At 70.8% G+C, this 20,159-nt stretch carries 15 protein-coding genes; 10 read left to right on the plus strand and 5 right to left on the minus strand.

Translation table 11 applies throughout. From position 1 onward, the window contains the following. The 7 genes from ACX938_RS08235 to ACX938_RS08265 all read left to right on the plus strand — a co-directional run bounded on the left by ACX938_RS08235 (position 1) and on the right by ACX938_RS08265 (position 8,544). The gene (locus tag ACX938_RS08235; protein ID WP_459430687.1) at positions 1–897 is read left to right on the plus strand and encodes a cell division protein FtsX; all 897 of its coding nucleotides are present in this window, start codon (positions 1–3) and stop codon (positions 895–897) included. Further along, positions 897–1,652 carry a lysophospholipid acyltransferase family protein gene (locus ACX938_RS08240; RefSeq protein ID WP_232754187.1) on the plus strand — a complete coding sequence of 252 codons (756 nt, stop codon included), beginning with the start codon at positions 897–899 and terminating at the stop codon, positions 1,650–1,652. Before ACX938_RS08235 ends, ACX938_RS08240 begins: the two co-directional genes overlap by 1 nt. After that, complete coding sequence (locus tag ACX938_RS08245; RefSeq protein WP_459430688.1) at positions 1,649–2,896, plus strand: glycosyltransferase; 1,248 nt, start codon at positions 1,649–1,651, stop codon at positions 2,894–2,896. The genes ACX938_RS08240 and ACX938_RS08245 overlap by 4 nt, the downstream gene beginning before the upstream one ends. 484 nt (positions 2,897–3,380) lie before the next feature. Continuing rightward, positions 3,381–5,894, plus strand: coding sequence for a cation:proton antiporter (locus ACX938_RS08250; RefSeq protein WP_459430689.1), 2,514 nt, complete (start codon positions 3,381–3,383; stop codon positions 5,892–5,894). Between the two features lie 69 nt (positions 5,895–5,963). Next, on the plus strand, positions 5,964–6,440 hold the full coding sequence (gene smpB, locus ACX938_RS08255; protein WP_232754184.1) for an SsrA-binding protein SmpB: 477 nt from the start codon (positions 5,964–5,966) through the stop codon (positions 6,438–6,440). A 65-nt stretch (positions 6,441–6,505) separates the two neighbouring features. Then, positions 6,506–7,360: a 3-mercaptopyruvate sulfurtransferase gene (sseA, locus tag ACX938_RS08260; RefSeq protein ID WP_232754183.1), complete on the plus strand. Its 855-nt coding sequence runs from the start codon at positions 6,506–6,508 to the stop codon at positions 7,358–7,360. Continuing rightward, complete coding sequence (locus tag ACX938_RS08265) at positions 7,360–8,544, plus strand: amino acid aminotransferase (protein ID WP_232754182.1); 1,185 nt, start codon at positions 7,360–7,362, stop codon at positions 8,542–8,544. The genes sseA and ACX938_RS08265 overlap by 1 nt, the downstream gene beginning before the upstream one ends. A 485-nt stretch (positions 8,545–9,029) precedes the next feature. On the opposite strand, the gene rlmH is transcribed toward ACX938_RS08265, so the two are convergent. The 4 genes from rlmH to deoC form a co-directional block, all read right to left on the minus strand. Continuing rightward, positions 9,030–9,500: a 23S rRNA (pseudouridine(1915)-N(3))-methyltransferase RlmH gene (gene rlmH / locus ACX938_RS08270; protein ID WP_232754181.1), complete on the minus strand. Its 471-nt coding sequence runs from the start codon at positions 9,498–9,500 to the stop codon at positions 9,030–9,032. Next, positions 9,500–9,868 carry a ribosome silencing factor gene (gene rsfS, locus ACX938_RS08275; protein WP_232754180.1) on the minus strand — a complete coding sequence of 123 codons (369 nt, stop codon included), beginning with the start codon at positions 9,866–9,868 and terminating at the stop codon, positions 9,500–9,502. Before rsfS ends, rlmH begins: the two co-directional genes overlap by 1 nt. Before the next feature lie 165 nt (positions 9,869–10,033). Further along, positions 10,034–12,370, minus strand: a complete 2,337-nt coding sequence (locus ACX938_RS08280; protein ID WP_459430690.1) for an aldehyde dehydrogenase family protein — start codon at positions 12,368–12,370, stop codon at positions 10,034–10,036. Positions 12,371–12,377: 7 nt separating this feature from the next. Then, the gene (deoC, locus tag ACX938_RS08285) at positions 12,378–13,361 is read right to left on the minus strand and encodes a deoxyribose-phosphate aldolase (RefSeq protein ID WP_232754178.1); all 984 of its coding nucleotides are present in this window, start codon (positions 13,359–13,361) and stop codon (positions 12,378–12,380) included. Between the two features lie 200 nt (positions 13,362–13,561). Here deoC and ACX938_RS08290 point away from each other — a divergent pair, with 200 nt between their 5' ends. Beyond that, positions 13,562–14,551: a glutathione S-transferase family protein gene (locus ACX938_RS08290; RefSeq protein WP_459430691.1), complete on the plus strand. Its 990-nt coding sequence runs from the start codon at positions 13,562–13,564 to the stop codon at positions 14,549–14,551. An 88-nt stretch (positions 14,552–14,639) separates the two neighbouring features. Continuing rightward, a complete protein-coding gene (locus ACX938_RS08295) occupies positions 14,640–15,815 on the plus strand; it encodes a lytic murein transglycosylase (RefSeq protein WP_459430692.1) in 1,176 nt (391 codons plus the stop codon). A 51-nt stretch (positions 15,816–15,866) separates the two neighbouring features. Here the strand turns inward: ACX938_RS08295 and smc are convergent, their stop codons facing one another. Continuing rightward, positions 15,867–19,322 (minus strand): chromosome segregation protein SMC, encoded by a 3,456-nt coding sequence (smc, locus tag ACX938_RS08300; protein ID WP_459430693.1) that lies wholly within the window; start codon positions 19,320–19,322, stop codon positions 15,867–15,869. Between the two features lie 199 nt (positions 19,323–19,521). On the opposite strand from smc, the gene ACX938_RS08305 reads away from it, so the two are divergent. Continuing rightward, complete coding sequence (locus ACX938_RS08305) at positions 19,522–20,049, plus strand: GNAT family N-acetyltransferase (protein WP_459430694.1); 528 nt, start codon at positions 19,522–19,524, stop codon at positions 20,047–20,049. The last annotated feature ends 110 nt before the right edge of the window (positions 20,050–20,159 follow it).

Raw genomic sequence — 20,159 nt, forward strand, 5'->3', positions numbered from 1 at the left:
ATGCGCGCCGATATCTCTGCCGCCTTCTCGCGCGAGGCGGGGGCCGACCGGGTGGTGCCGCCCTCGGGCTTCACGGTGCAGCTGACGCTGTTCTCGGCGGCGGCCATGGCCTTTCTCGCGGTCTTCGCCCTGGCGCTGTCGCTGGCCGCCGGGCGGCTCGCCGACCGCTGGGGTGACGAGCTGGCGCGCTCGGCCACGCTGCGGATCTCGGCGCCCGCCGAGGAGATGCCGCGCCAGACCGCCCGCGCGCTGGAGATCCTGTCCACCACGCCCGGCGTGGCCGAGGCCCGGGCGCTCAGCGACAGCGAGCAGCGCGGACTGCTCGAGCCCTGGTTCGGCCCCGACCTGCCGCTCGACCAGCTGCCGGTGCCGCAGCTCATCGAGATCGCCGAGGGCCCGGAAGGGCTCGATGCCGCGGGGCTGCGGCTCAGGCTCCAGGCCGAGGTGCCGGGGGCGGTGCTCGACGATCACGCGCGCTGGCGCGAGCCGCTCCTGGCGGCGGCGGGCGGGCTGCGCTGGCTCGGGGCGGCGGCGCTGCTGCTGATCGCGGGGGCCATGGCGGCCATGGTGACGCTGGCGGCCAATGCCGCGCTGGCCGCCAATGCCCAGGTGATCGCGGTCCTGCGGCTGGTCGGCGCCACCGACGCCTATATCGCCGGGGCCTTCGTGCGCCGCTTCACCCTGCGCGCGCTCATGGGCGCGGCGGCGGGCACCGGGCTCGGGGTGCTGGCGGTGACGCTGATGCCCGACACCGGCGACACCGGCGGCGTGCTGACCGGCCTCGGTTTCGAGGGCGCGGGCTGGCTCTGGCCGCTGGCGGTGCCGAGCCTCGCCGCGCTGGTCGCGCTTGTTGCAACGCGGGCCGCGGCCCGCCGGGTTCTGGAGGATCTCGCCTGATGGCCCATGCGCTGCAATGGCTGCGCTCGCTCGCGCATATCGTGACGATCTACACCGCGATGCTGGTGATCGGCATCGCCTATTTCCCCTGGGCGCTGGTCTCGGCGCGCGGCGCGCGCGCGGCCTGCAAGACCTGGTGCCGCTTCACGCTCTGGACCGCGCGCTGGATGATCGGCCTGACCTACGAGATCCGCGGAGAGGTGCCGCAGGACGAGGTGGTCATCGCCGCCAAGCACCAGAGCTTCCTCGACATCATCCTGATCTTCTACGCGGTGCCCGCGGGCAAGTTCATCATGAAGCGCGAGCTCATGTATGCGCCGATCATCGGGCAATACGCGCTGAAGATCGGCTGCGTGCCGGTCGATCGGGGCAAGCGCGGCCAGGCGATCCGCAAGATGGTCGCCGATGTCGAGAAGGGCCGCGCCGAGGCCGGCCAGCTGATCATCTATTCCCAAGGCACCCGCGTCGCGCCGGGGGTGAAGGCGCCCTACAAGGTCGGCACCTCGGTGCTTTTCGAACAGCTCGGCCAGGACTGCGTGCCGGTGGCGACCAACGCCGGGGTGACCTGGCAGCGCAAGGGCATCTACCGCCGCCCCGGCACGGCGGTGGTGGAGTTCCTGCCGCGCATCGCCGCGGGCACCGACAAGCGCGGCTTCCTCGCCCGGCTCGAGACCGAGGTCGAGGGCGCCTCGGACCGGCTCCTCGAGGAGGCCGGCGGCCCCGAGGGCCTGCGGCCCGCCCGGGCCCTCCGGTGACAGCCGCCCCGGCGCGGGAGACCCGCGCGGGCCGCCTTCTGATCTACGCGCCGGTGCCGCTTTATCGCGACGCCGCTGGCCTGCACGTCGAGGGTCAGGCCGTCGCGGGGCTGCGCCGCTGGGCCGACAATTTCGCCCATGTCACCGCCCTCATGCCCGAGCTGCCCGGCCCGCCGCCCCCAGGCTACCGGCCCGCGACCGCGCTTGATCCGCTGGCGGACCGGATGCGCCTCGCGCCGATCCTCGCCGCCTATCGCCCCGACGCCTTCCTGCGCGCCCTGCCCGCGGGGCTCCGGCAGATCGGCGCGCTGATCGATCAGGCCGACTACCTGAGTTTCGCCATCGGTGGGCTTTTCGGCGACTGGGGTTCGGTCGCGTCCCTTCTGGCGCAACGCCGCGGCCGACCTTTCGCGGTCTGGACCGACCGGGTGGAATCCGCGGTGCTGCGCGCCGAGCAGCGCTCCTCCAACCGCCGGGTGGCGCTGCGCGCGCGGCTCTACGCGGGGCCGACGGCGCTGCTCGAGCGCATGGTGATCCGCCGCGCGACGCTGGGGCTGTTCCACGGGCAGGAGACCTATGAGACCTATGCGCCCCTGGCCCGCCGGGCCGAGATGGTGCACGACATCTCCCTGACCCGCGCCGACCACATCACCCCCGAGGCCCTGGCCGCAAAGGTCGCCCGGGCGGGCGAGGGCCCGCTGCAGATCCTCTACGTCGGGCGGCTCGCGCCGATGAAAGGGCCGATGGACTGGCTCGCCACGCTCGCCGCCCTGCGCGACGCGGGCGTTGCATTCGAGGCCCGCTGGATCGGCGAGGGCCCGTCCCGCGCCGAGGTCGAGGCCGAGTGCGCCCGCCTCGGGCTCGAGGACCACGTGCGCTTCCCCGGCTTCCTGGGCGACCGCGCCGCGGTGCTCGAGGCCTGCCGCGCGGCGCATGTGCTGCTCTTCTGCCACCTGACCCCCGAGAGCCCCCGCAACCTGATCGAGGCGCTGGTCTCCGGCACCCCGATCCTCGGCTATGCCGACGCCTATGCCCGCGACCTGATCCACCCCGCCGGCGGCGGCCGCCTCGTCTCCCGCGGCGCGGTGCGCGAGCTGGCGGGTGAGCTGGCCATGCTCGCCCGCGACCGCGTGGCCCTCGCCGATCTCATCACCCGCGCCGCCCGCGACGGCAGCCCCTTCGACGCCGACCGCGTCTTCGCCCACCGCAGCGCGCTGATCCGGAGATATCTGGGGGCGGACTGAGGTTGTGGGCGTTGGGCCTGACGGGAAGCGTTTGTTGAGAGCGGGGCGTTTTTTTTGTGGGTCCGGGCCGCCTTCGGCGGCCCGGACTGGGGGGCGCTGCCCCCTCAGCGGGCCTGCGGCCCGCATTCACCCCCGAGGTATTTGGACCAAGCTGAAGCTGCGGGGGTGGCGTGTGTTGAGGTGTGGGTGCGCTTTTGGGCGGCGGTGTGCTGGTGGCGCGCGGGGTGAAGGGGGTTTTGGCGCCTGGGGCGCTTCGTGGGAGCCGGGTGAGGTTATTTGGGGGTGGCGTGTCGCCGAGCGATTGCGCTGCCTCGCCTGACGCCTGACGCCTGACGCCTGACGCCTGACGCCTGACGCCTGACGCCTGACGCCTGACGCCTGACGCCTGCGGGCTGTGCGGCGGCGCTGCGGGTGGCGGGCTTGGCGGCGCGGAGAGCGGGATTTGGGATTCCGCTCTGGGTCGGGACGCGCTAGCTCAGGGGACATGGATGTTGTCGTCGTCATCGCGATTATCGCGGCGCTGTTTCTGATCCTGGGTGTGGCCGAGCCGCTCGCGGGGCGGTTGCGGCTGCCCTACACGGTGATCCTGGCGCTGATCGGCATCGTGCTGGGCCTGCTGGCCTCCTTCTTCCTGCGCACAGAGCTGACCGATGCGCTGAACCCGGTGGCCTCGGCGATCCTGGATTTCCCGATCCGCTCCAACGTCTTCCTCTATGTCTTCCTGCCGACCCTGCTGTTCCAGGTGACGCTGGGCATGAACCTCAGGCGCATGGCCGACGACTGGGTGCCGATCCTGGTCCTGGCGGTGGTCGCGGTCTTCTTCTCGACGCTCATGGTGGGCTATGCGCTGGCCTTCGTGAGCGGCATCGACCTCATCGCCTGCCTGCTCCTGGCCGCGATCATCTCGACAACGGATCCCTCGGCGGTGGTCTCGATCTTCCGCTCGATCGCCGCGCCGCGGCGGCTGGCGCGGATCATCGAGGGCGAGAGCCTGATGAACGACGCCGCGGCCATCGCGCTTTTCGGCCTCCTGATGGGCTTCGTGATGCGCGGGGTGCCCGACCCCTCGCTGCGCGACGCGGTGCTGCAGTTCCCCGGGCTGCTCCTGGGCGGCGCGGTGGTGGGCTTCGTGTTGGCGCGTTTCGCGGTCTTCATCATGTCCTTCTTCGACCGCTACGAGGCGGCGCAGATCTCGATCTCGGTGGCGCTGCCCTATTTCGCCTACATCGCCGCCGAGCAGATGTTCGGCGCCTCGGGCGTCATCGCGGTGGTGGCCTCGGGGATGACCATGACCGTCGCCGCGCCGGGCGCGATCAGCCCGACGAGCTGGGCCAACATGCGCGAGGTCTGGGTGCTCCTGTCGCATTGGGCGGGCGGGCTGATCTTCGTGCTGGCGGCGCTTCTGATCCCGCGGCTCCTGCAGGACGTGACGCTGATCGACGTGGCGTTGACGCTTTTCGTGGCGCTGGCGGCGCTCGGGGCGCGGGCGGTGATCCTCTTCGGGCTCCTGCCGGTGCTGGCGAAGCTGAGGATCTCGCCGCCGGTGGAGCGGCCCTACCGGGTGGCGATCCTCTGGGGCGGGCTGCGCGGCGCGGTCACCCTGGTGCTGGCGCTGGCGGTGACCGAGAGCCTGCGGGTGCCCGCCGAGACCCAGCGCATGGTCGGCATCCTCGCCACCGGCTACACGCTCTTCACCCTGGTGGTGCAGGGCACGACGCTGCGCTGGATGATCGGACGGCTCGGGCTCGACAAGCTCTCGCCGCTCGATGCGGCGCTGGCCAAGCAAGTGGTCGCCGTGGCGCTGCAGACCGTGCGCGAGGAGGTGGCCGAGCGCACCCGCTCCTACGATCTCAGCCACGACATCGTGCGTTCGGAGGCGAAAAGCTTCGGCGAGCGGCTCGACGGCGCGGTGAAGGAGGCCGAAAGCTCGGTCGACGTGCTCGACCGCGACCGGATCACCCTGGGGCTGGTGGCGCTGGCCAGCGCCGAGCGCGACATCGTCTTGGAACGGCTGAAGGAGCGCGCGGTCTCCTCGCGGCTGGCCGACCGGATCCTGACCGACGTCGACCGGCTGGTCGAGGGCGCGCGGCAGTCCGGGCGGCTGGGCTACCGCCGGGCGGCGCGCGGGGCGGTGGGGCTGAACCGCTCGTTCCGGCTGTCGCTCTGGCTCTTCAACCGGCTGCGGATCTCGGGGCCGCTGGGGCGGCTGACGGCGGACCGCTTCGAGGTGCTTCTGCTGCAGGGGCTGGTGCTGCGCGACCTCGACGCCTTCATCGACCAGCGCATCCGCCGAATCCACGGGCGCCGGGTGGCGGAGCTGCTGCACGAACTGCTGGCGCGGCGCACCGAGATGGTGGAACAGGCGCTCGACGGGCTGCGGCTGCAATACCCGGGCTACGCCGAGGAGCTCGAGCGGCGCTTCATCCGGCGCACCGCCATGCGGCTCGAGCGGCGCGAATACGACGAGCTGCTGGAAGAAGGGCTGATCGGGGTCGAGCTGCACACCGACCTCTCGCAGCGCCTCGCCCGGCGCATGGCCCGGGAGGACCGGCGCCCGGCGCTCGACATCGTCATGCAGAAGGCCGAGGTGGCGCGGCAGTTCCCGCTCTTCTCGGAGTTCGACGAGGCGACGCTGCGGCGGCTCTCGCGGGCGCTGGTCACCCGCTACGCCGCCGAGGGCGACACCATCCTGAGCCGCAGCGCCGCGCCGGACACGGTCTATTTCATCGCCTCGGGCGCGGTGGAGCTGCGCAGCCGCGGGGTCAGCTACCGGCTCGGGCGGGGCGAGCTGTTCGGGCAGCTCGCCATGCTGACCAAGACCGCGCGGCGCAGCGAGGTGCGCGCCATCGCGCCCTCGACGCTGCTGGCGCTGGACGAGCGGCGCTTCCGGCGGCTCCTGCGGCGCTCCAAGCCGATGCAGAAGGCGGTGCGCGAGAGCGCCGAGAAACGCGGCATCCAGGTGCCCTACCTCGACGAACTGGCCGCCGGCGGCGGGTGAAATCCGCGCCCCGAGGGCCTAGATAGGGTGGATGGACAGAGACGCGCCAAGAGGATAGCCAGCCGGGCCATGGCCAAGAAGAAAGACGACAACCCGAACTACAAGGTGATCGCCGAGAACCGGCGCGCCCGCTTCGATTACAAGATCGAGGAGGACGTCGAATGCGGCATCGTGCTGCAGGGCTCGGAGGTGAAGTCGCTGCGTCTCAACCAGGCCAATATCGCCGAGAGCTACGCCGAGGTGAAGGACGGCGAGTTGTGGCTGATCAACTCCTATATCGCGCCCTACGAGCAGGCGATGTTCGGTCACGAGGACCGGCAGCCGCGCAAGCTCCTGGCCTCGAAGCGCGAGCTGGCGAAGTTCTGGAACGAGACCAGCCGCAAGGGCATGACGCTGGTGCCGCTGGTCCTCTACTTCAATCACCGCGGCATCGCGAAGATCAAGATCGCGCTGGCCAAGGGCAAGAAGACCGTCGACAAGCGCGAGACCGCCGCCAAGCGGGACTGGAACCGGCAGAAGCAGCGGCTCCTGAAGGAGAACGGCTGAACTTGCCTCTCGGGGGACCCCGTTCTAAGCACTGGAGCGACCCTGACCTGACCGAGGTGGCGAAAGTGACCGACGATCCCCGGACCCTCGTCTCGACCGACTGGCTGGCCCAGCATCTGAACGACCCCGACCTGCGGGTCATCGACGCGAGCTGGTATCTGCCGGCGATGCAGCGCGACGCCAAGGCCGAATACGAGGCGGCCCATATCCCCGGCGCGCGCCATGTCGACATCGACGCGCTGAGCGACGCGCGCTCGGAGCTGCCGCATATGGCCCCGCCGCCCGAGAAGTTCATGTCGCGGATGCGGGCACTGGGCATCGGCGACGGCCACCAGGTGGTGGTCTACGACGGCGCCGGGCTGTTCTCGGCGGCGCGGGTCTGGTGGATGTTCAAGCTCATGGGCCACATGGATGTGGCGGTGCTCGACGGCGGTTTCCCGAAGTGGCAGGCCGAGGGTCATCCCGTCGAGGACATGGCCCCGGTGATCCGAGACCGGCACATGACCGTGCGGCGCCAGGCCCACCTCGTGCGCGACGTCACCCAGGTCTCCTCGGCCGCCAAGCTCGGCGATCACGAGATCATCGATGCCCGCCCGGCGGCGCGCTTCGCCGGCAGCGACCCCGAGCCGCGGCCGGGGCTGCGCGCGGGGCACATTCCGGGCTCCAAGAACCTGCCCTTCACCGCGCTTCTGAACGGCGACGGCACGCTGAAATCCCCCGAGGCGCTGCGCGCCGCCTTCGAGGCCGCCGGCGTCGATCTCGGCAAGCCCGCGATCACCTCCTGCGGCTCGGGCGTCACCGCCGCGGTGCTGAGCCTCGCCATGGAGCGCTTCGGCAAGCGCGACCATTCCCTCTATGACGGGTCCTGGTCTGAATGGGGCCAGTTTCCGACCCTGCCCGTCGCAACCGGAGAAGATTGATGTTCGAACATCTCAAGGACCAACCCGCCGACAAGATCCTGGCGCTGATGCAGGCCTACAAGGAAGACCCGCGCGAGGAGAAGATCGACCTCGGCGTCGGCGTCTACAAGGACGCCAGCGGCAACACCCCGATCATGCGGGCGGTCAAGGCGGCCGAGAAGCGGCTCTGGGACGAGGAGCAGACCAAGGCCTATACCGGGCTCGCGGGCGATCCGCTCTTCGGTGAGCGCATGGCGTCGCTGGTCCTGGGTGACGCGGTCTCGCTCGACAGCGTGGCGCGGGTCGCGACCCCGGGCGGCACCGGCGCGGTGCGCCAGGCCTTCGACCTGGTGCGCATGGCCAACCCCGAGGCGCGGGTCTTCGTCTCCGATCCGACCTGGCCCAACCACCTGTCGATCCTGAAGCACATGGGCATCGCGCATGTGCCCTACCGCTATTTCGACGCCGAGACCGGCGGCGTGGATTTCGACGGCATGATGGAAGACCTCGCGGGCGCGGGCAAAGGCGACATCGTGCTGCTGCACGGCTGCTGCCACAACCCGACCGGCGCGAATCTCACCATGGAGCAGTGGAAAGAGGTCGCGGACCTGGTGAACAAGACCGGCGCGGTGCCGATGATCGACATCGCCTACCAGGGCTTCGGCGACGGGCTCGAGGCCGATGCCGGCCCGACGCGGCTGATCGCGGCGCATTGCCCCGAGGTGCTGATCGCGGCCTCCTGCTCGAAGAACTTCGGCATCTACCGCGAGCGCACCGGCTGCCTGATGGCGGTCGCCCATGAGGCCGGGCGGCACAAGACCAACCAGGGCACGCTGGCCTATCTCAACCGGCAGAACTTCTCCTTCCCGCCCGACCATGGGGCGCGGCTGGTGCTGATGATCCTCGGCGACGACAAGCTGCGCGCCGATTGGGAGGCCGAGCTCGAGGAGGTGCGCCTGGGCATGCTGGAGCTGCGCGAACAGCTCGCACGCGAGCTGCGCGAGCTTTCGGGCTCGGACCGCTTCGGCTTCCTGGCCCAGCACCGCGGCATGTTCTCGCGCCTGGGCGTCGGGCCGGAGAAGGTCGAGGCGCTGCGCGAGAAGCACGGGGTCTACATGGTCGGCGACAGCCGGATGAACATCGCCGGGCTGAACGCCGAGACCGTGCCGAAGCTGGCGCGCGCGATCATCGACGTGGGCATCTGATCTGGCGGAGCGGGCGGCCTTTTGGGCCGCCCGCGCATGTCATGTCGCCCGGGGCCGGGGGCCCCGGTCTCCGGTGCGCCTTCGGCGGGAGAGTACTTTCGGCCCGGTCATGCTGTGGGGCGGGGTGCTGTTGCCCCTGTGGTGGGCGCGGGTTTTTGCTGGTTTTTTGGTTGGATTTTGGCGGGCCGTGCCTGGGTTGGGGCGCGGCTTTTTTGTTGTCGGGGGCCGCGCTGGGCCGCGGGGCGCTTGGGGCGAAGGTTGCGGGCCGCGGGGCGCGGAGGTTGCGGAGGTTCGGCCAGCTTTTCTGAGATGTTGGCGTCGTGCCGGGCCTGGGAGTGGCCCCGCCGGTGGTGACCGGCGAGGCCTGGTCTGCTGCCTGAGGGAAGCCCAAGGCGGCATGACCGGGCGCGGCCATCGGCGCTCCCGCCTGTTCCGGCGGGGCAGGGTGCGGCAGGGATGGTTAAGACTGGGTTAAAACGACCAGTTCACGCCCGGTGGTAGGGCGTGCCGGCGAGGATCGCTGTGGCGCGGTAGATCTGTTCCGAGAGCATCACGCGCGCCAGCATATGCGGCCAGACCATCTCGCCGAACCCCAGCGTCATCTCGGCCTCGTCGCGGAGCGTGGGGTCGATCCCGTCGGCGCCGCCGATCACGAAGGCCACGTCCTGCCGCCCGGTGTCGCGCCAGCCCGCCAGCGTCTCGGCGAAGCCCGGCGAGGAAAGCCGCCGCCCGCGTTCGTCGAGACAGCAGGTCAGCGCGCCGCGCGGCAGGGCGCCACGCAGAAGCGCGGCCTCGGCCGCCGGGCCGCCACCCTTGCGGTCCTCGACCTCGTTGAGCTGGACGGAAGAGATCCCGAGCGCGCGCCCGGCCCTGCGGGCGCGGTCGAGGTAATCGTCGACAAGCATTTTCTCGGGCCCGCGCTTGAGCCGCCCGACGACGCAGAGATGCAGCCGCATTACTGGGGCGTGCGGCCGGTGGGCGTGGGCACCCACATCTTCTCGATCTGGTAGAACTCGCGGACTTCCGGGCGGAAGACATGGACGATCACGTCGCCGCTGTCGATCAGCACCCAGTCGCCGGTTTCCTTGCCTTCGACCTTGGAGAGCAGGCCATGCGCCTGCTTCAGGTCCTCGACCACCTTGTCGGCGATCGCGCCGACCTGACGCGAGGAGCGGCCCGAGCAGACCACCATGTAATCGGCCATGGCGGATTTGCCGCGCAGGTCGATCTGTACGGTGTCGTCGGCCTTCATGTCATCGAGGGACTTGCGGATCAGGGCGAGGGTGTCCTCGCTCGAATGATCTGCATGGGTCGGGCCCGTCACGGGGCCGCCCTGTTCAGCGGTGGACGCCGCGGACGCGTGTGGCAACAGGACGATGTCCTCCTTCGGTTACGGCGCGGGGATACGCTCCCGCGCGAGGCGTGGTCTAAAGATAGCATCGGGGGCATGAAATCTCAATGACAGGGCCTTGAGGGCGGCGAGAGCCGGTCAGGCGCCATAAGGCACCCAGACCGACTTCACCTCGGTGGCGGCATCGAGGAAGGCGCGGGCGCCGCCCTCGGGGCCGAACCAGTCGCGCGCGTGGCCCTGGTCGACCAGGGTGCGCTTGAGATTGCCCGCCGCGCGGCGCTCGATCTCGCCCGAGAGATCGGCCCCGGAGAAGCTCCAGAGCGCGTCGAGATCGGCGTGATCGGCCAGCGTCTTGGCGAGATCCGCATGCGGACCTGTCAGCAGGTTCACCGCGCCCGCGGGCACATCCGAGGTCTCGAGAAGCTGGGTCACCTCCTGGGCGATCAGCGGGAAGGGCTCGGAGGCCACCAGCACCAGCCGGTTGCCCATGGCGAGCGCCGGGGCCATGAGCGACACCAGCCCCAGCAGCGGCGCCTCGTCGGGGCAGAGCGCGCCCAGGACGCCCACCGGCTCGCGCAGCGCCATGGCCAGGCCGCGCATCGGCACGGCGCGGGCCTCGCCGGCGAATTTGTCGGCCCAGGCGGCGGCCTCAAAAAGCCGGGTGATCGCGGTTTCGACCTCCTTGGCGCCGGTCTTGCTGCCGGTCATCGCGTCGAGACGCGCGGCCAGTTCGGACGCGCGGGCCGAGAGGTTCTCGCCCAGGTAATAAAGCACCTGCGCGCGGTTGTGCGCGGTGGCCCCGGACCAGCCCTTGGCGGCGCGGGCGGCCTCCACGGCGTTGCGCACGTCCTTGCGGTTGGCGATCGGCGCCTGGCCGAGGACCCGGCCCTTGGCGTCATAGACCACCTGCGCGTAGCCGCCATCGGGCCGCGCCTGCTTGCCACCGATGAAGAGCTTGGCGGTGCGGTCCACCGGCTGCGGCTCGGCCTCGGCGCCGGCGAAAGGCGCGATGCGCTTCTTGGCCTTCGGCTTGCCCGCGGGCTTGGTGTAGGCCAGGAGTCCCTCGGGCCCGCCCTCGCGGCCGAAGCCCGACTCGCGCATGCCGCCGAAGGGGGCGGAGGCGTCGAACATGTTGGTGCCGTTCACCCAGACCACGCCCGCGACCAGCTTCGGCGCGATGTCGAGCGCGACGTTGATGTTCTCGGACCAGACCGAGGCGGCCAGCCCGTAGCGGGTGTTGTTGGCCAGTTCCACCGCCTCGGAGGGCGTGCGGAAGGTGGTCGAGACCAGGACCGGGCCGAAGATTTCCTCCTGCATGAGCGGGGAGGCGGGCGAGAGGTCCGAGATCAGCGTCGGCGGGTAGAAGCAGCCCTCGGGCACCGGGCAATTGGCGCGGTAGACCGAGCCCTCGGCGCCCGCGACCAGCGAGGTGATCCGCGCGAGCTGTTCGGGATGCACGATGGCGCCCACGTCGATCGACTTGTCGAGCGGATCGCCGAGGCGCAGCTTGTCCATCCGCGCGGTGAGCTTGGCGTGGAAGCGTTCGGCGACGCCCTCCTGCACCAGAAGCCGGGAGCCCGCGCAGCAGACCTGCCCGCCGTTGAACCAGATCGCATCGACCAGCCCTTCGACCGCGCTGTCGAGATCGGCGTCCTCGAAGACGATGTAGGGCGACTTGCCGCCCAGCTCGAGGGTCAGCGCCTTGCCGCTGCCGGCGGTGGCCTGGCGGATCTTGCGGCCGACCTCGGTGGAGCCGGTGAAGGCGACCTTGTCGACATCCGAGGCGACCAGCGCCGCGCCGGTGGCGCCATCGCCGGTGACGATGTTGACCACGCCCTTGGGCAGGCCCGCCTGACGGCAGATGTCGGCGAAGAGAAGCGCCGTGAGCGAGGTCCATTCCGCCGGCTTCAGCACCACGGTATTGCCCATGGCCAGCGCCGGGGCGACCTTCCAGGCCAGCATCAGGAGCGGGAAGTTCCAGGGCACCACCTGGCCGCAGACGCCATGGGCGACGCGGCCGGGCACGGTCTCTTCCATGAGCTGGGCGCAGCCCGCGTGGTAGTAGAAATGCCGCTGGGCGGTGGGGATGTCGATGTCGCGGCTCTCGCGGATCGGCTTGCCGTTGTCGAGGCTCTCGAGCACCGCGAAGAGGCGCGAATGCTTCTGCAGAAGCCGGGTGATCGCGTAGAGGTGCCGCGCGCGGCCGGGGCCGCCGAGCTTTTCCCAGGCAGCTTGGGCCTTGCGCGCGGCGGCGACCGCGGTGGCGACGTCGTCCTCGGTGCCCTGGGTGATCTCGGCCAGCACCTCGCCATTGGCGGGGTTCGTGGTCTCGAAGGTCTCGCCGGGCTTGGTGAAGCCGCCGTCGATGAAATGCCCGAAGCGCGCGCCCTGGTCGGTGATCCAGGCCAGCGCGTCGCCGGCCGCCTCGGGGGCGGGGCCATAGTCCATCGTCTCGAAGATCTCTTTCACGCCCATGTTCGCCTCACGCCATCGCATGCCGCCAGGACGCCGAATAGGCCCCGGTGACATGGTGTTCCAATTGCCGCTCGATGTCGCCCAGAAGGCTGGAGGCGCCGAAGCGGAAGAGATGCGGAGACAGCCAGTCGTCGCCCAGCTCCTCCTTGATCAAGGCCAGGTAGGTCAGCGCATCCTTGGCCTTGGAGATGCCGCCCGCGGGCTTGTAGCCGACGCGGAAGCCGGTGGCCTCGTGGAAGTCGCGGATCGCGCGGATCATCACCAGGCTGACGGGCAGGGTGGCGTTGACGCCTTCCTTGCCGGTCGAGGTCTTGATGAAATCCGCCCCGGCCATCATGCAGACCAGGCTGGCGCGCGCGACGTTCTGCAGGGTGCCCAGCTCGCCGGTCGCGAGGATCGCCTTCACATGCGCCTCGCCGCAGGCCTGGCGGAAGGCGCGCATCTCGTCGTAGAGCGCCTGCCAGTTGCCGGTCAGCACGTGGCGGCGCGAGATCACGATGTCGATCTCCTGGGCGCCGGCCTCCACGCTTTCGCCGATCTCGGCCAGCCGCAGGTGGAAGGGCGAGAGCCCGGCGGGAAAGCCGGTCGAGACCGCGGCCACCGGGATGCCCGAGCCCTCGAGGCAGGAGACCGCGGGCGCCACCATGTCGTGGTAGACGCAGACCGCCCCGGTGGTCAGCCCGGTCAGCCCCAGCGTCTCGAGGAGGTCCGCGCGCACCGGCTGGCGCGCTTTGGCGCAGAGCCGGCGCACCCGTCCCTCGGTGTCGTCGCCCGCAAGCGTGGTCAGGTCGATCATCGAGATCGCCCGCGCCAGCCAGGCGGCCTGGTGGTCCTTCTTCACGCTGCGCCGTCCCGGCAGCGTCGCGGCGCGCCGTTCGATGGCCGAGCGGTTGGCGGTCGCGCGCATCACCCAGTCGAGGTCGAGCGCGGTCCCGGGGTTCCGGGGCTCGACGGTCTGCGGCAGGAGCGTCGCGGTCGTTGTGCTTTGCATGTGGCCGGTCTTTCCTTGTCTTGGCCGGAAAGTCGCATGGCCCGGAGCCGGGAGCAAGAAGTGCCGCTCCGTCACGTCACCCGGGCCGCGGGCCGGCGCGCAAGGCGCGATTGTGCGCTGGCGCAAAGCCTCTCCGCGCAGGCGGCATGGACCCGCCGGGCGAGGCCCATAGTTTCTGATCCAAGCGATAGGAGGAACTCATGGGCAAGCTCGTCAACGGCGAATGGAAAGACCAGTGGTACGACACCTCGAAGACGGGCGGGAAATTCGTCCGCTCCGAGACCAAGTTCCGCAACTGGATCACCCCCGACGGCAGCGCCGGCCCTTCGGGCGAGGGCGGCTTCCCGGCGGAAAGCGGGCGCTACCATCTGTACGTCAGCTATGCCTGCCCCTGGGCGCATCGGGCGCTGGTCTTCCGCAAGCTCAAGGGGCTCGAGGATCACATCGGCGTCTCGGTGGTGCATCCCGACATGCTCTCGGACGGCTGGACCTTCGAGAGCGACTATCCCGGCGCCACCGGGGACCAGCTTTACGGGCTGCCCTTCGCGCGGGACATCTACCTCAAGGCCGATCCCGAGATCTCCGGCCGGGTCACCGTGCCGATCCTCTGGGACAAGGAGCGCGAGACCATCGTGTCGAACGAATCGGCCGAGATCATCCGCATGTTCAACTCGGCCTTCGACGGGCTGACCGGCAACCGCGACGACTACTGGCCCGAGGAGCTGCGCGAGGCGATCGAGCCGGTCAACGCGCGGATCTACGACACGGTGAACAACGGCGTCTACAAGTCCGGCTTCGCCACCTCACAAGAGGCCTATGACGCCGCGGTCTACCCGCTCTTCGAGACGCTGGACTGGATCGAGGAGCGGCTGGCCGAGAACCGTTATCTCATGGGCGACCGGGTGACCGAGGCCGACTGGCGGCTCTTCACCACGCTCATCCGCTTCGACAAGGTCTACCACGGCCACTTCAAGTGCAACCGCAACCGGATCGTGGATTTCCCCCATCTCTGGGGCTACCTGCGCGAGCTCTACCAGTGGCCGGGCGTCGCCGAGACGGTGAACTTCGACCACATCGTGCGGCACTACCACTACAGCCACGAGTCGGTAAACCCGCACCGCATCGTGCCCATGGGCCCGGCGCTCGACCTGATGGCGCCGCATGGCCGCGACCGGCTGAAGGCCGCCTGAGCGGGCCATGCCGGGGGCGGCGCGCTTCCCAGCCCGCCCCGGCGCTGCTAGAGACCGCGCGATTTCAGAACCACACCGGGGGAAACCCATGTTCCAAACGACCGCCCTAGCGCTGGCCTTGCTGGCCATGCCCGCCTCGGCCTTCGCACAGGCCTGCGGTGGCGATTTCACCGCCTTCAAGGCCGGCCTCAAGGAGGAGGCCGTCGCGCGCGGCATCGCGCCCGCCAGCGCCGAGCGTTTCCTGGCCTCGGTCAGCCGCGACCAGTCGGTCCTGGCCGCCGACCGCCGCCAGGGCATCTTCCAGGCACCCTTCATCGACTTCTCGCGCCGGCTGATCAGCCAGAACCGGCTCGACCGGGGCCGCCAGATGGGCGAGCGCTACGACGCCACCTTCGACCGCATCGAGGAGCGCTTCGGCGTGCCGCGCGGCGTGCTTCTGGCCTTCTGGGCCTTCGAGACCGACTTCGGCGCGGTGCAGGGCGACTTCAACACCGCCGACGCGCTGGTGACCCTGGCGCATGACTGCCGCCGGCCCGAGCTCTTCCGCCCGCAGGTCTTCGCCGCGATGGAGCTGGCCGAGCGCGGCGATTTCGACCCGGCGACCACCACCGGCGCCTGGGCCGGCGAGATCGGCATGGTGCAGATGCTGCCCGAGGACATCCTGACCAACGGGATCGACGGCGACGGCGACGGCAAGGTGACGCTGAAGACCTCCGAAGAGGACGCGCTGATGTCCGGCGCGGCGATGCTGGCCGATCTCGGCTGGCGCGCGGGCGAGCCCTGGCTCGAGGAGGTCTCGCTGCCGGCGGAGTTCGACTGGTATCAGACCGGGCTCGAGGCCCGGAAGCCCGCGGGCGACTGGGCTGCCATGGGCGTCAGTGCCCGCGACGGCGAGATCGACCGCCCGGACCTGCCCGCCTCGATCCTGCTGCCGCAAGGCAAGGACGGCCCGGCCTTCCTCGCCTATCCGAACTTCCCGGTGCTCTTCGAGTGGAACAAGAGCTTCACCTATGTGCTGACCGCCGCCTATTTCGCCACCCGCCTCGAGGGCGCGGCGATCTACGACGCGGGCAATCCCGCGCCCGGCCTCTCGGGCGAAGAGATGGTGCGGCTGCAGGAAAAGCTGCAGGCGCGCGGCTATGACGTGGGCGGGGCCGACGGCATCCTCGGCGCGGGCACCCGCGCGGCGGTGCGCGACGTCCAGCGCGAGCTGGGCCTGCCGGCGGACGCCTGGCCGACGCGCGAGCTGCTGAACCGGCTGTAAGCAAGATCCAAGCGCAGGGCCCTGCCGCTGGGGCGGGGCCCGCGGGGCGCCTCAGGCCACCATCTTCTCGGCCTTCTTGAGGTCGACCGAGACGAGCTGGCTGACCCCCTGTTCCTGCATCGTCACCCCGAAGAGCCGGTCCATGCGCGCCATGGTCACCGCGTGGTGGGTGATGATCAAAAAGCGCGTGTCGGTGCGGCGGCACATCTCGTCGAGCATGTCGCAGAAGCGGGTCACATTGGCGTCGTCGAGCGGCGCGTCGACCTCGTCGAGGACGCAGATCGGCGCGGGGTTCGCGAGGAAGACCGCAAAGATCAGCGCCAGCGCGGTCAGCGTCTGCTCGCCGCCCGACAGCAGCGACAGGGTCGAGAGCTTCTTGCCCGGCGGCTGGCACATGATCTCGAGCCCGGCTTCCAGCGGGTCGTCGCTTTCGACCATGACGAGGTTCGCCTCGCCGCCGTTGAAGAGATGCGTGAAGAGCATCGAGAAATTGGCGTTCACCTGCTCGAAGGCGGTCAGGAGCCGTTCGCGGCCCTCGCGGTTGAGCGAGGAGATGCCGGTGCGCAGGGCCTTCACCGCCTCTTCGAGATCGGCCTTCTCGCTGGCGAGCGTGTCGTGTTCCTCCTGGACCTCGCGGGCGTCCTCCTCGGCGCGCAGGTTGACCGCGCCCAGCGCGTCGCGCTGGCGTTTCAGCGCGTTGACCTGGGTGTCGATCTGGTCGGCGGCGGGGATCTCCTCGGGGGTGACGTCGAGCCGGGTCAGCAGCGCCTCGGGGGTGGTCTCCTGTTCCTCGTCGATGCGCTCGGCGGCGGTGGTGACCGCCTCGCGGGCGGCCTCGGCGCGGGCCTCGGCGGCGGCGCGGGCCTCGCGCGCCTCGGAGGCCAGCCGTTCGGCCTCGCGCTCGCCGGTCACCGCGTCGCGCAGCAGGGTCTCGGCCTCGGCCAGCGTGTCGGCGGCGGTGCGGCGGCGGGCCTCGGCCTCCTCGATGGAGCGGCTGAGCTTGTCGTGCTGCGCCTCGAGCTCGGCGGGCCGGTCCTTGGCTTCGGCCAGTTCCTCGGCGGCCAGGTCCTTGCGCTCGGCCAGTTCCGCGCTGCGGCCCTTGGCGGTCTCGAGCCGGTGGCGCCAGCCCGAGAGCTCCTTGGTGACCTGCTGGCTGCGGGCGGTGCGGGCTTCGCCCTCGCGGCGCAGCTCGTCATGGGCGGAGCGCTTGGCCATCATGGTCATCCGCGCCGCCTCGACGGTCAGCTTGATGTCCTCGACCTCGGCGCGGGCGGCCTCGAGGTCGCCCAGCTCGGCCACGCTGCGCTCGGCCTCGGTGACCTGCTTGCGCGCGGCGGTGGCCTCGTCCTCGTGGCGCCCGACCGAGAGCCGCGCGCTGTCGAGCCGGCCCTCGGCCATGTCGCGGTCGGCCTCGGCGCGGTTCAGCGTCCGGCTCGCCTCGGTCACCGCCTGGTCGGCGGCGCGGCGGGCCTCGCGGGCCTCCTTGTCGGCGCGGGTCAGATCGGCCAGCCGGGTCTGCAGCGCCTCATGCGCCTGGCGCGCGCCGGCGAGCTGCGATTCGGCGCCGTTGACCTCCTGCTTCAGCGCCTCGAGGCGGTTCAGCTGCTCGAGCCTGAGCGCCGCGGCGGAGGGCATGTCCTCGGACCAGGCGCGGTAGCCGTCCCAGCGCCACAGGTCGCCGTCGCGGCTGACCAGCCGCTGGCCGGGTTTCAGGTGGCGCTGCAGGGCGGTGCCGTCCTCGGGCTCGACCAGGCCGATCTGGCTCATCCGGCGTTCGAGGACGTCGGGCACCGAGACATGCTGGGTCAGCGCGGTGACCCCCTGGGGCAGCGGCTGGGCGGCGTCATAGGCCGGCAGCACGGTCCAGCCCGAGGGGCCGTCGGCCTCGACCTCGGGGGCGCGCAAATCGTCGGCGAGCGCGGCGCCGAGCGCCTTCTCGAAGCCCTGTTCGACCTGCAGCCGGTCGAGGATCTGCCCACCCTCGGCGGTGTCGCGGTCGAGAAGCCGCGCGAGCGCCGTGACCTCGGCGCTGAGCGCGTTCAGCTCGCCCTCGGCGGAGCTGCGTTCGCTGCGCGCCTCGGCTTCGCGGGACTGGGTCTCGGCCCGGGCGGCCTCGGCTTCGGAGAGGACCTCCTCGGCGCGGGCGGCGGTGTCCTGGGCCTGGGCCAGCTCTTCGGCGGCGGCGGTTTTGCGGTCGGTCGTGGCCTCGAGCCGCGCTTCGGCCTCGCGCACGGTGTCGCGGGCGCGGGCGGCCTCGCCCTCGTGCCGGTCGAGGGTCTTCTGCATGTCGGCGAGGTAGCGATGCGCCGACTGGTGGCGCGCGGCGAGCCGGGCGACATCCTCGGTGCGCTCGGACAAGAGCCCCTCGCGGTCCTGCAGGACCGCGGCCGCGTCATGCGCGGCCTCCGAAGCCTCGGCGACGCGGTCCTCGTGGCCTTCGCCGGCGCGCGCCAGTTCGCGGGCCTCCCATTCGAGCCGTTCGATGGTCTCGCCGGCGTCGCGGTTCAGCCCGCTCTCGCGGTCGATGTCATGGGTGAGCTGGTCGATGCGCCGGGTCAGCGTGTTGATCGTGTCCTCGGCGCGGGCCTTCTCGTCCTTGAGCGTGTCGCGCTCCACGGTCAGCCGCTGCAGGATCGCGGCGGCGACGGATTCCTCGTCGCGCAGCGGCGGCAGGCGCTCTTCCTGGGCCTCGCGCTGGGTGGCGGCCTCGCGGGCGGCCTTCTCGGCGCGGGCGGCGCCGCTGACGCGCTCGCGCAGGGCTTCCTCGGCGCGGGCGCGGGCGGTGTCGGCGTCGCGCCAGCGGCGGTAGAGAAGGAGCCCCTCGGCCTGGCGCAGCTCCTCGCCGATGGCGCGGTAGCGGGCGGCCTGCCGGGCCTGCCGCGCGAGGCTCGAAAGCTGGCTCGCGAGCCCCTCGATCACGTCGTCGACGCGGGTGAGATTGGCCTCGGTGTTCTTCAACTTCAGCTCCGCCTCGTGGCGGCGCTGGTAGAGGCCCGCGATGCCGGCGGCATCCTCGAGGATGCGGCGCCGCGACTTCGGCTTGGCGTTGATCAGCTCGGAGATCTGGCCCTGCCGGACCAGCGCCGGCGATTGCGCGCCGGTCGAGGCATCGGCGAAGAGCATCTGAACGTCGCGCGCCCGGGTGTCCTTGCCGTTGGCCTTGTAGGCCGAGCCCGCGTCGCGGGTGATGCGGCGGATGATCTCGAGCTGGTCGCTGTCGTTGAAGCCCGAGGGGGCGAGCCGTTCGCTGTTGTCGATCTGCAGCGTGACCTCGGCGAAGTTGCGCGCCGGGCGCGAGCCCGAGCCCGCGAAGATCACGTCTTCCATGCCGCCGCCGCGCATGGCGGTGGGGCGGTTTTCGCCCATGACCCAGCGCAGCGCCTCGAGCAGGTTGGACTTGCCGCAGCCGTTGGGCCCGACGACGCCGGTCAGCCCGTCGGCGATGATCAGATCCGTGGGGTCCACGAAGCTTTTGAAGCCGGTGAGTTTGAGTTTCGAAAAGCGCAAAGGCCCGGGCCCCCGATTCCGCGTTTGACGACGATGGTGGCCGCGCGGGTCGCGGCGAGTCAAACAAAATGCCGCTCATATGGCGGTGATCCGCTCGTTATCCACAAGATATCGGCGGATGAGCGAGATTTGGCATGGTTGACCGCGGCGCGAACCACGGGTTCTCTGTGCCGCGCAGCAGCAAGAGACAGGCCGCCCCATGCCCCTCCGCATCGCAAAGGTCGACCCCTTTTCGCCCCCGATCGCGGCGGTTCTGCGCCAGAGCCACGCGCTGATGCAGGAGATGTTCCCGCCCGAGGAGAATGCGTTCCTCGATCTGCCGGGGCTGGCTGCGCCCGGGGTGACGCTCTGGGCGGCGTTTGAGCGGGAGGAGGGCGTCGCGTCCGACGGTGCGGCTCTGGACGGCGCCGAGGTGCTGGGCACCGTGGCGCTCAAAGTCGAGGACGGTGCCGCGAGCGCTCCCGAACGCGCGGGCGAGGTCAAATCCCTCTTCGTCAGCGAGGCCGCCCGCGGGCGCGGGGTGGGCGAGGCGCTTCTTGCGCATCTCGAGGCCGAAGCGGGGGCCGAGGGGCTCACTGTCCTGCGCTTGGAGACGGGACGCGGCCTCGACGCCGCGCGGCGGCTTTACGAGCGGGCGGGTTTCAGCGAGCGCGGGGCCTTTCCGCCTTATGTCCCCAACCGTTCGAGCCTGTTTTTCGAGAAGCGCCTTGGCGGTGACGACCGCTGAGGGATATTTCACCGCACCGCACCGCACCGCACCGCACCGCACCGCACCGCACCGCACCGCACCGCACCGCACCGCACCGCACCGCACCGCACCGCACCGCACCGCACCGC

The organism is Roseivivax sp. (assembly GCF_054552075.1).

Excerpts from the sequence above, each read along its gene's own strand:
- ACX938_RS08250 (WP_459430689.1), top strand. The coding sequence starts at position 3,381 with ATGGATGTTGTCGTCGTCATCGCGATTATCGCGGCGCTGTTTCTGATC.
- ACX938_RS08305 (WP_459430694.1), top strand. The coding sequence starts at position 19,522 with ATGCCCCTCCGCATCGCAAAGGTCGACCCCTTTTCGCCCCCGATCGCG.
- ACX938_RS08265 (WP_232754182.1), top strand. The coding sequence starts at position 7,360 with ATGTTCGAACATCTCAAGGACCAACCCGCCGACAAGATCCTGGCGCTG.
- rlmH (WP_232754181.1), bottom strand. The coding sequence starts at position 9,500 with ATGCGGCTGCATCTCTGCGTCGTCGGGCGGCTCAAGCGCGGGCCCGAG.
- ACX938_RS08240 (WP_232754187.1), top strand. The coding sequence starts at position 897 with ATGGCCCATGCGCTGCAATGGCTGCGCTCGCTCGCGCATATCGTGACG.
- ACX938_RS08290 (WP_459430691.1), top strand. The coding sequence starts at position 13,562 with ATGGGCAAGCTCGTCAACGGCGAATGGAAAGACCAGTGGTACGACACC.
- ACX938_RS08235 (WP_459430687.1), top strand. The coding sequence starts at position 1 with ATGCGCGCCGATATCTCTGCCGCCTTCTCGCGCGAGGCGGGGGCCGAC.
- ACX938_RS08295 (WP_459430692.1), top strand. The coding sequence starts at position 14,640 with ATGTTCCAAACGACCGCCCTAGCGCTGGCCTTGCTGGCCATGCCCGCC.
- smpB (WP_232754184.1), top strand. The coding sequence starts at position 5,964 with ATGGCCAAGAAGAAAGACGACAACCCGAACTACAAGGTGATCGCCGAG.
- deoC (WP_232754178.1), bottom strand. The coding sequence starts at position 13,361 with ATGCAAAGCACAACGACCGCGACGCTCCTGCCGCAGACCGTCGAGCCC.
- ACX938_RS08280 (WP_459430690.1), bottom strand. The coding sequence starts at position 12,370 with ATGGGCGTGAAAGAGATCTTCGAGACGATGGACTATGGCCCCGCCCCC.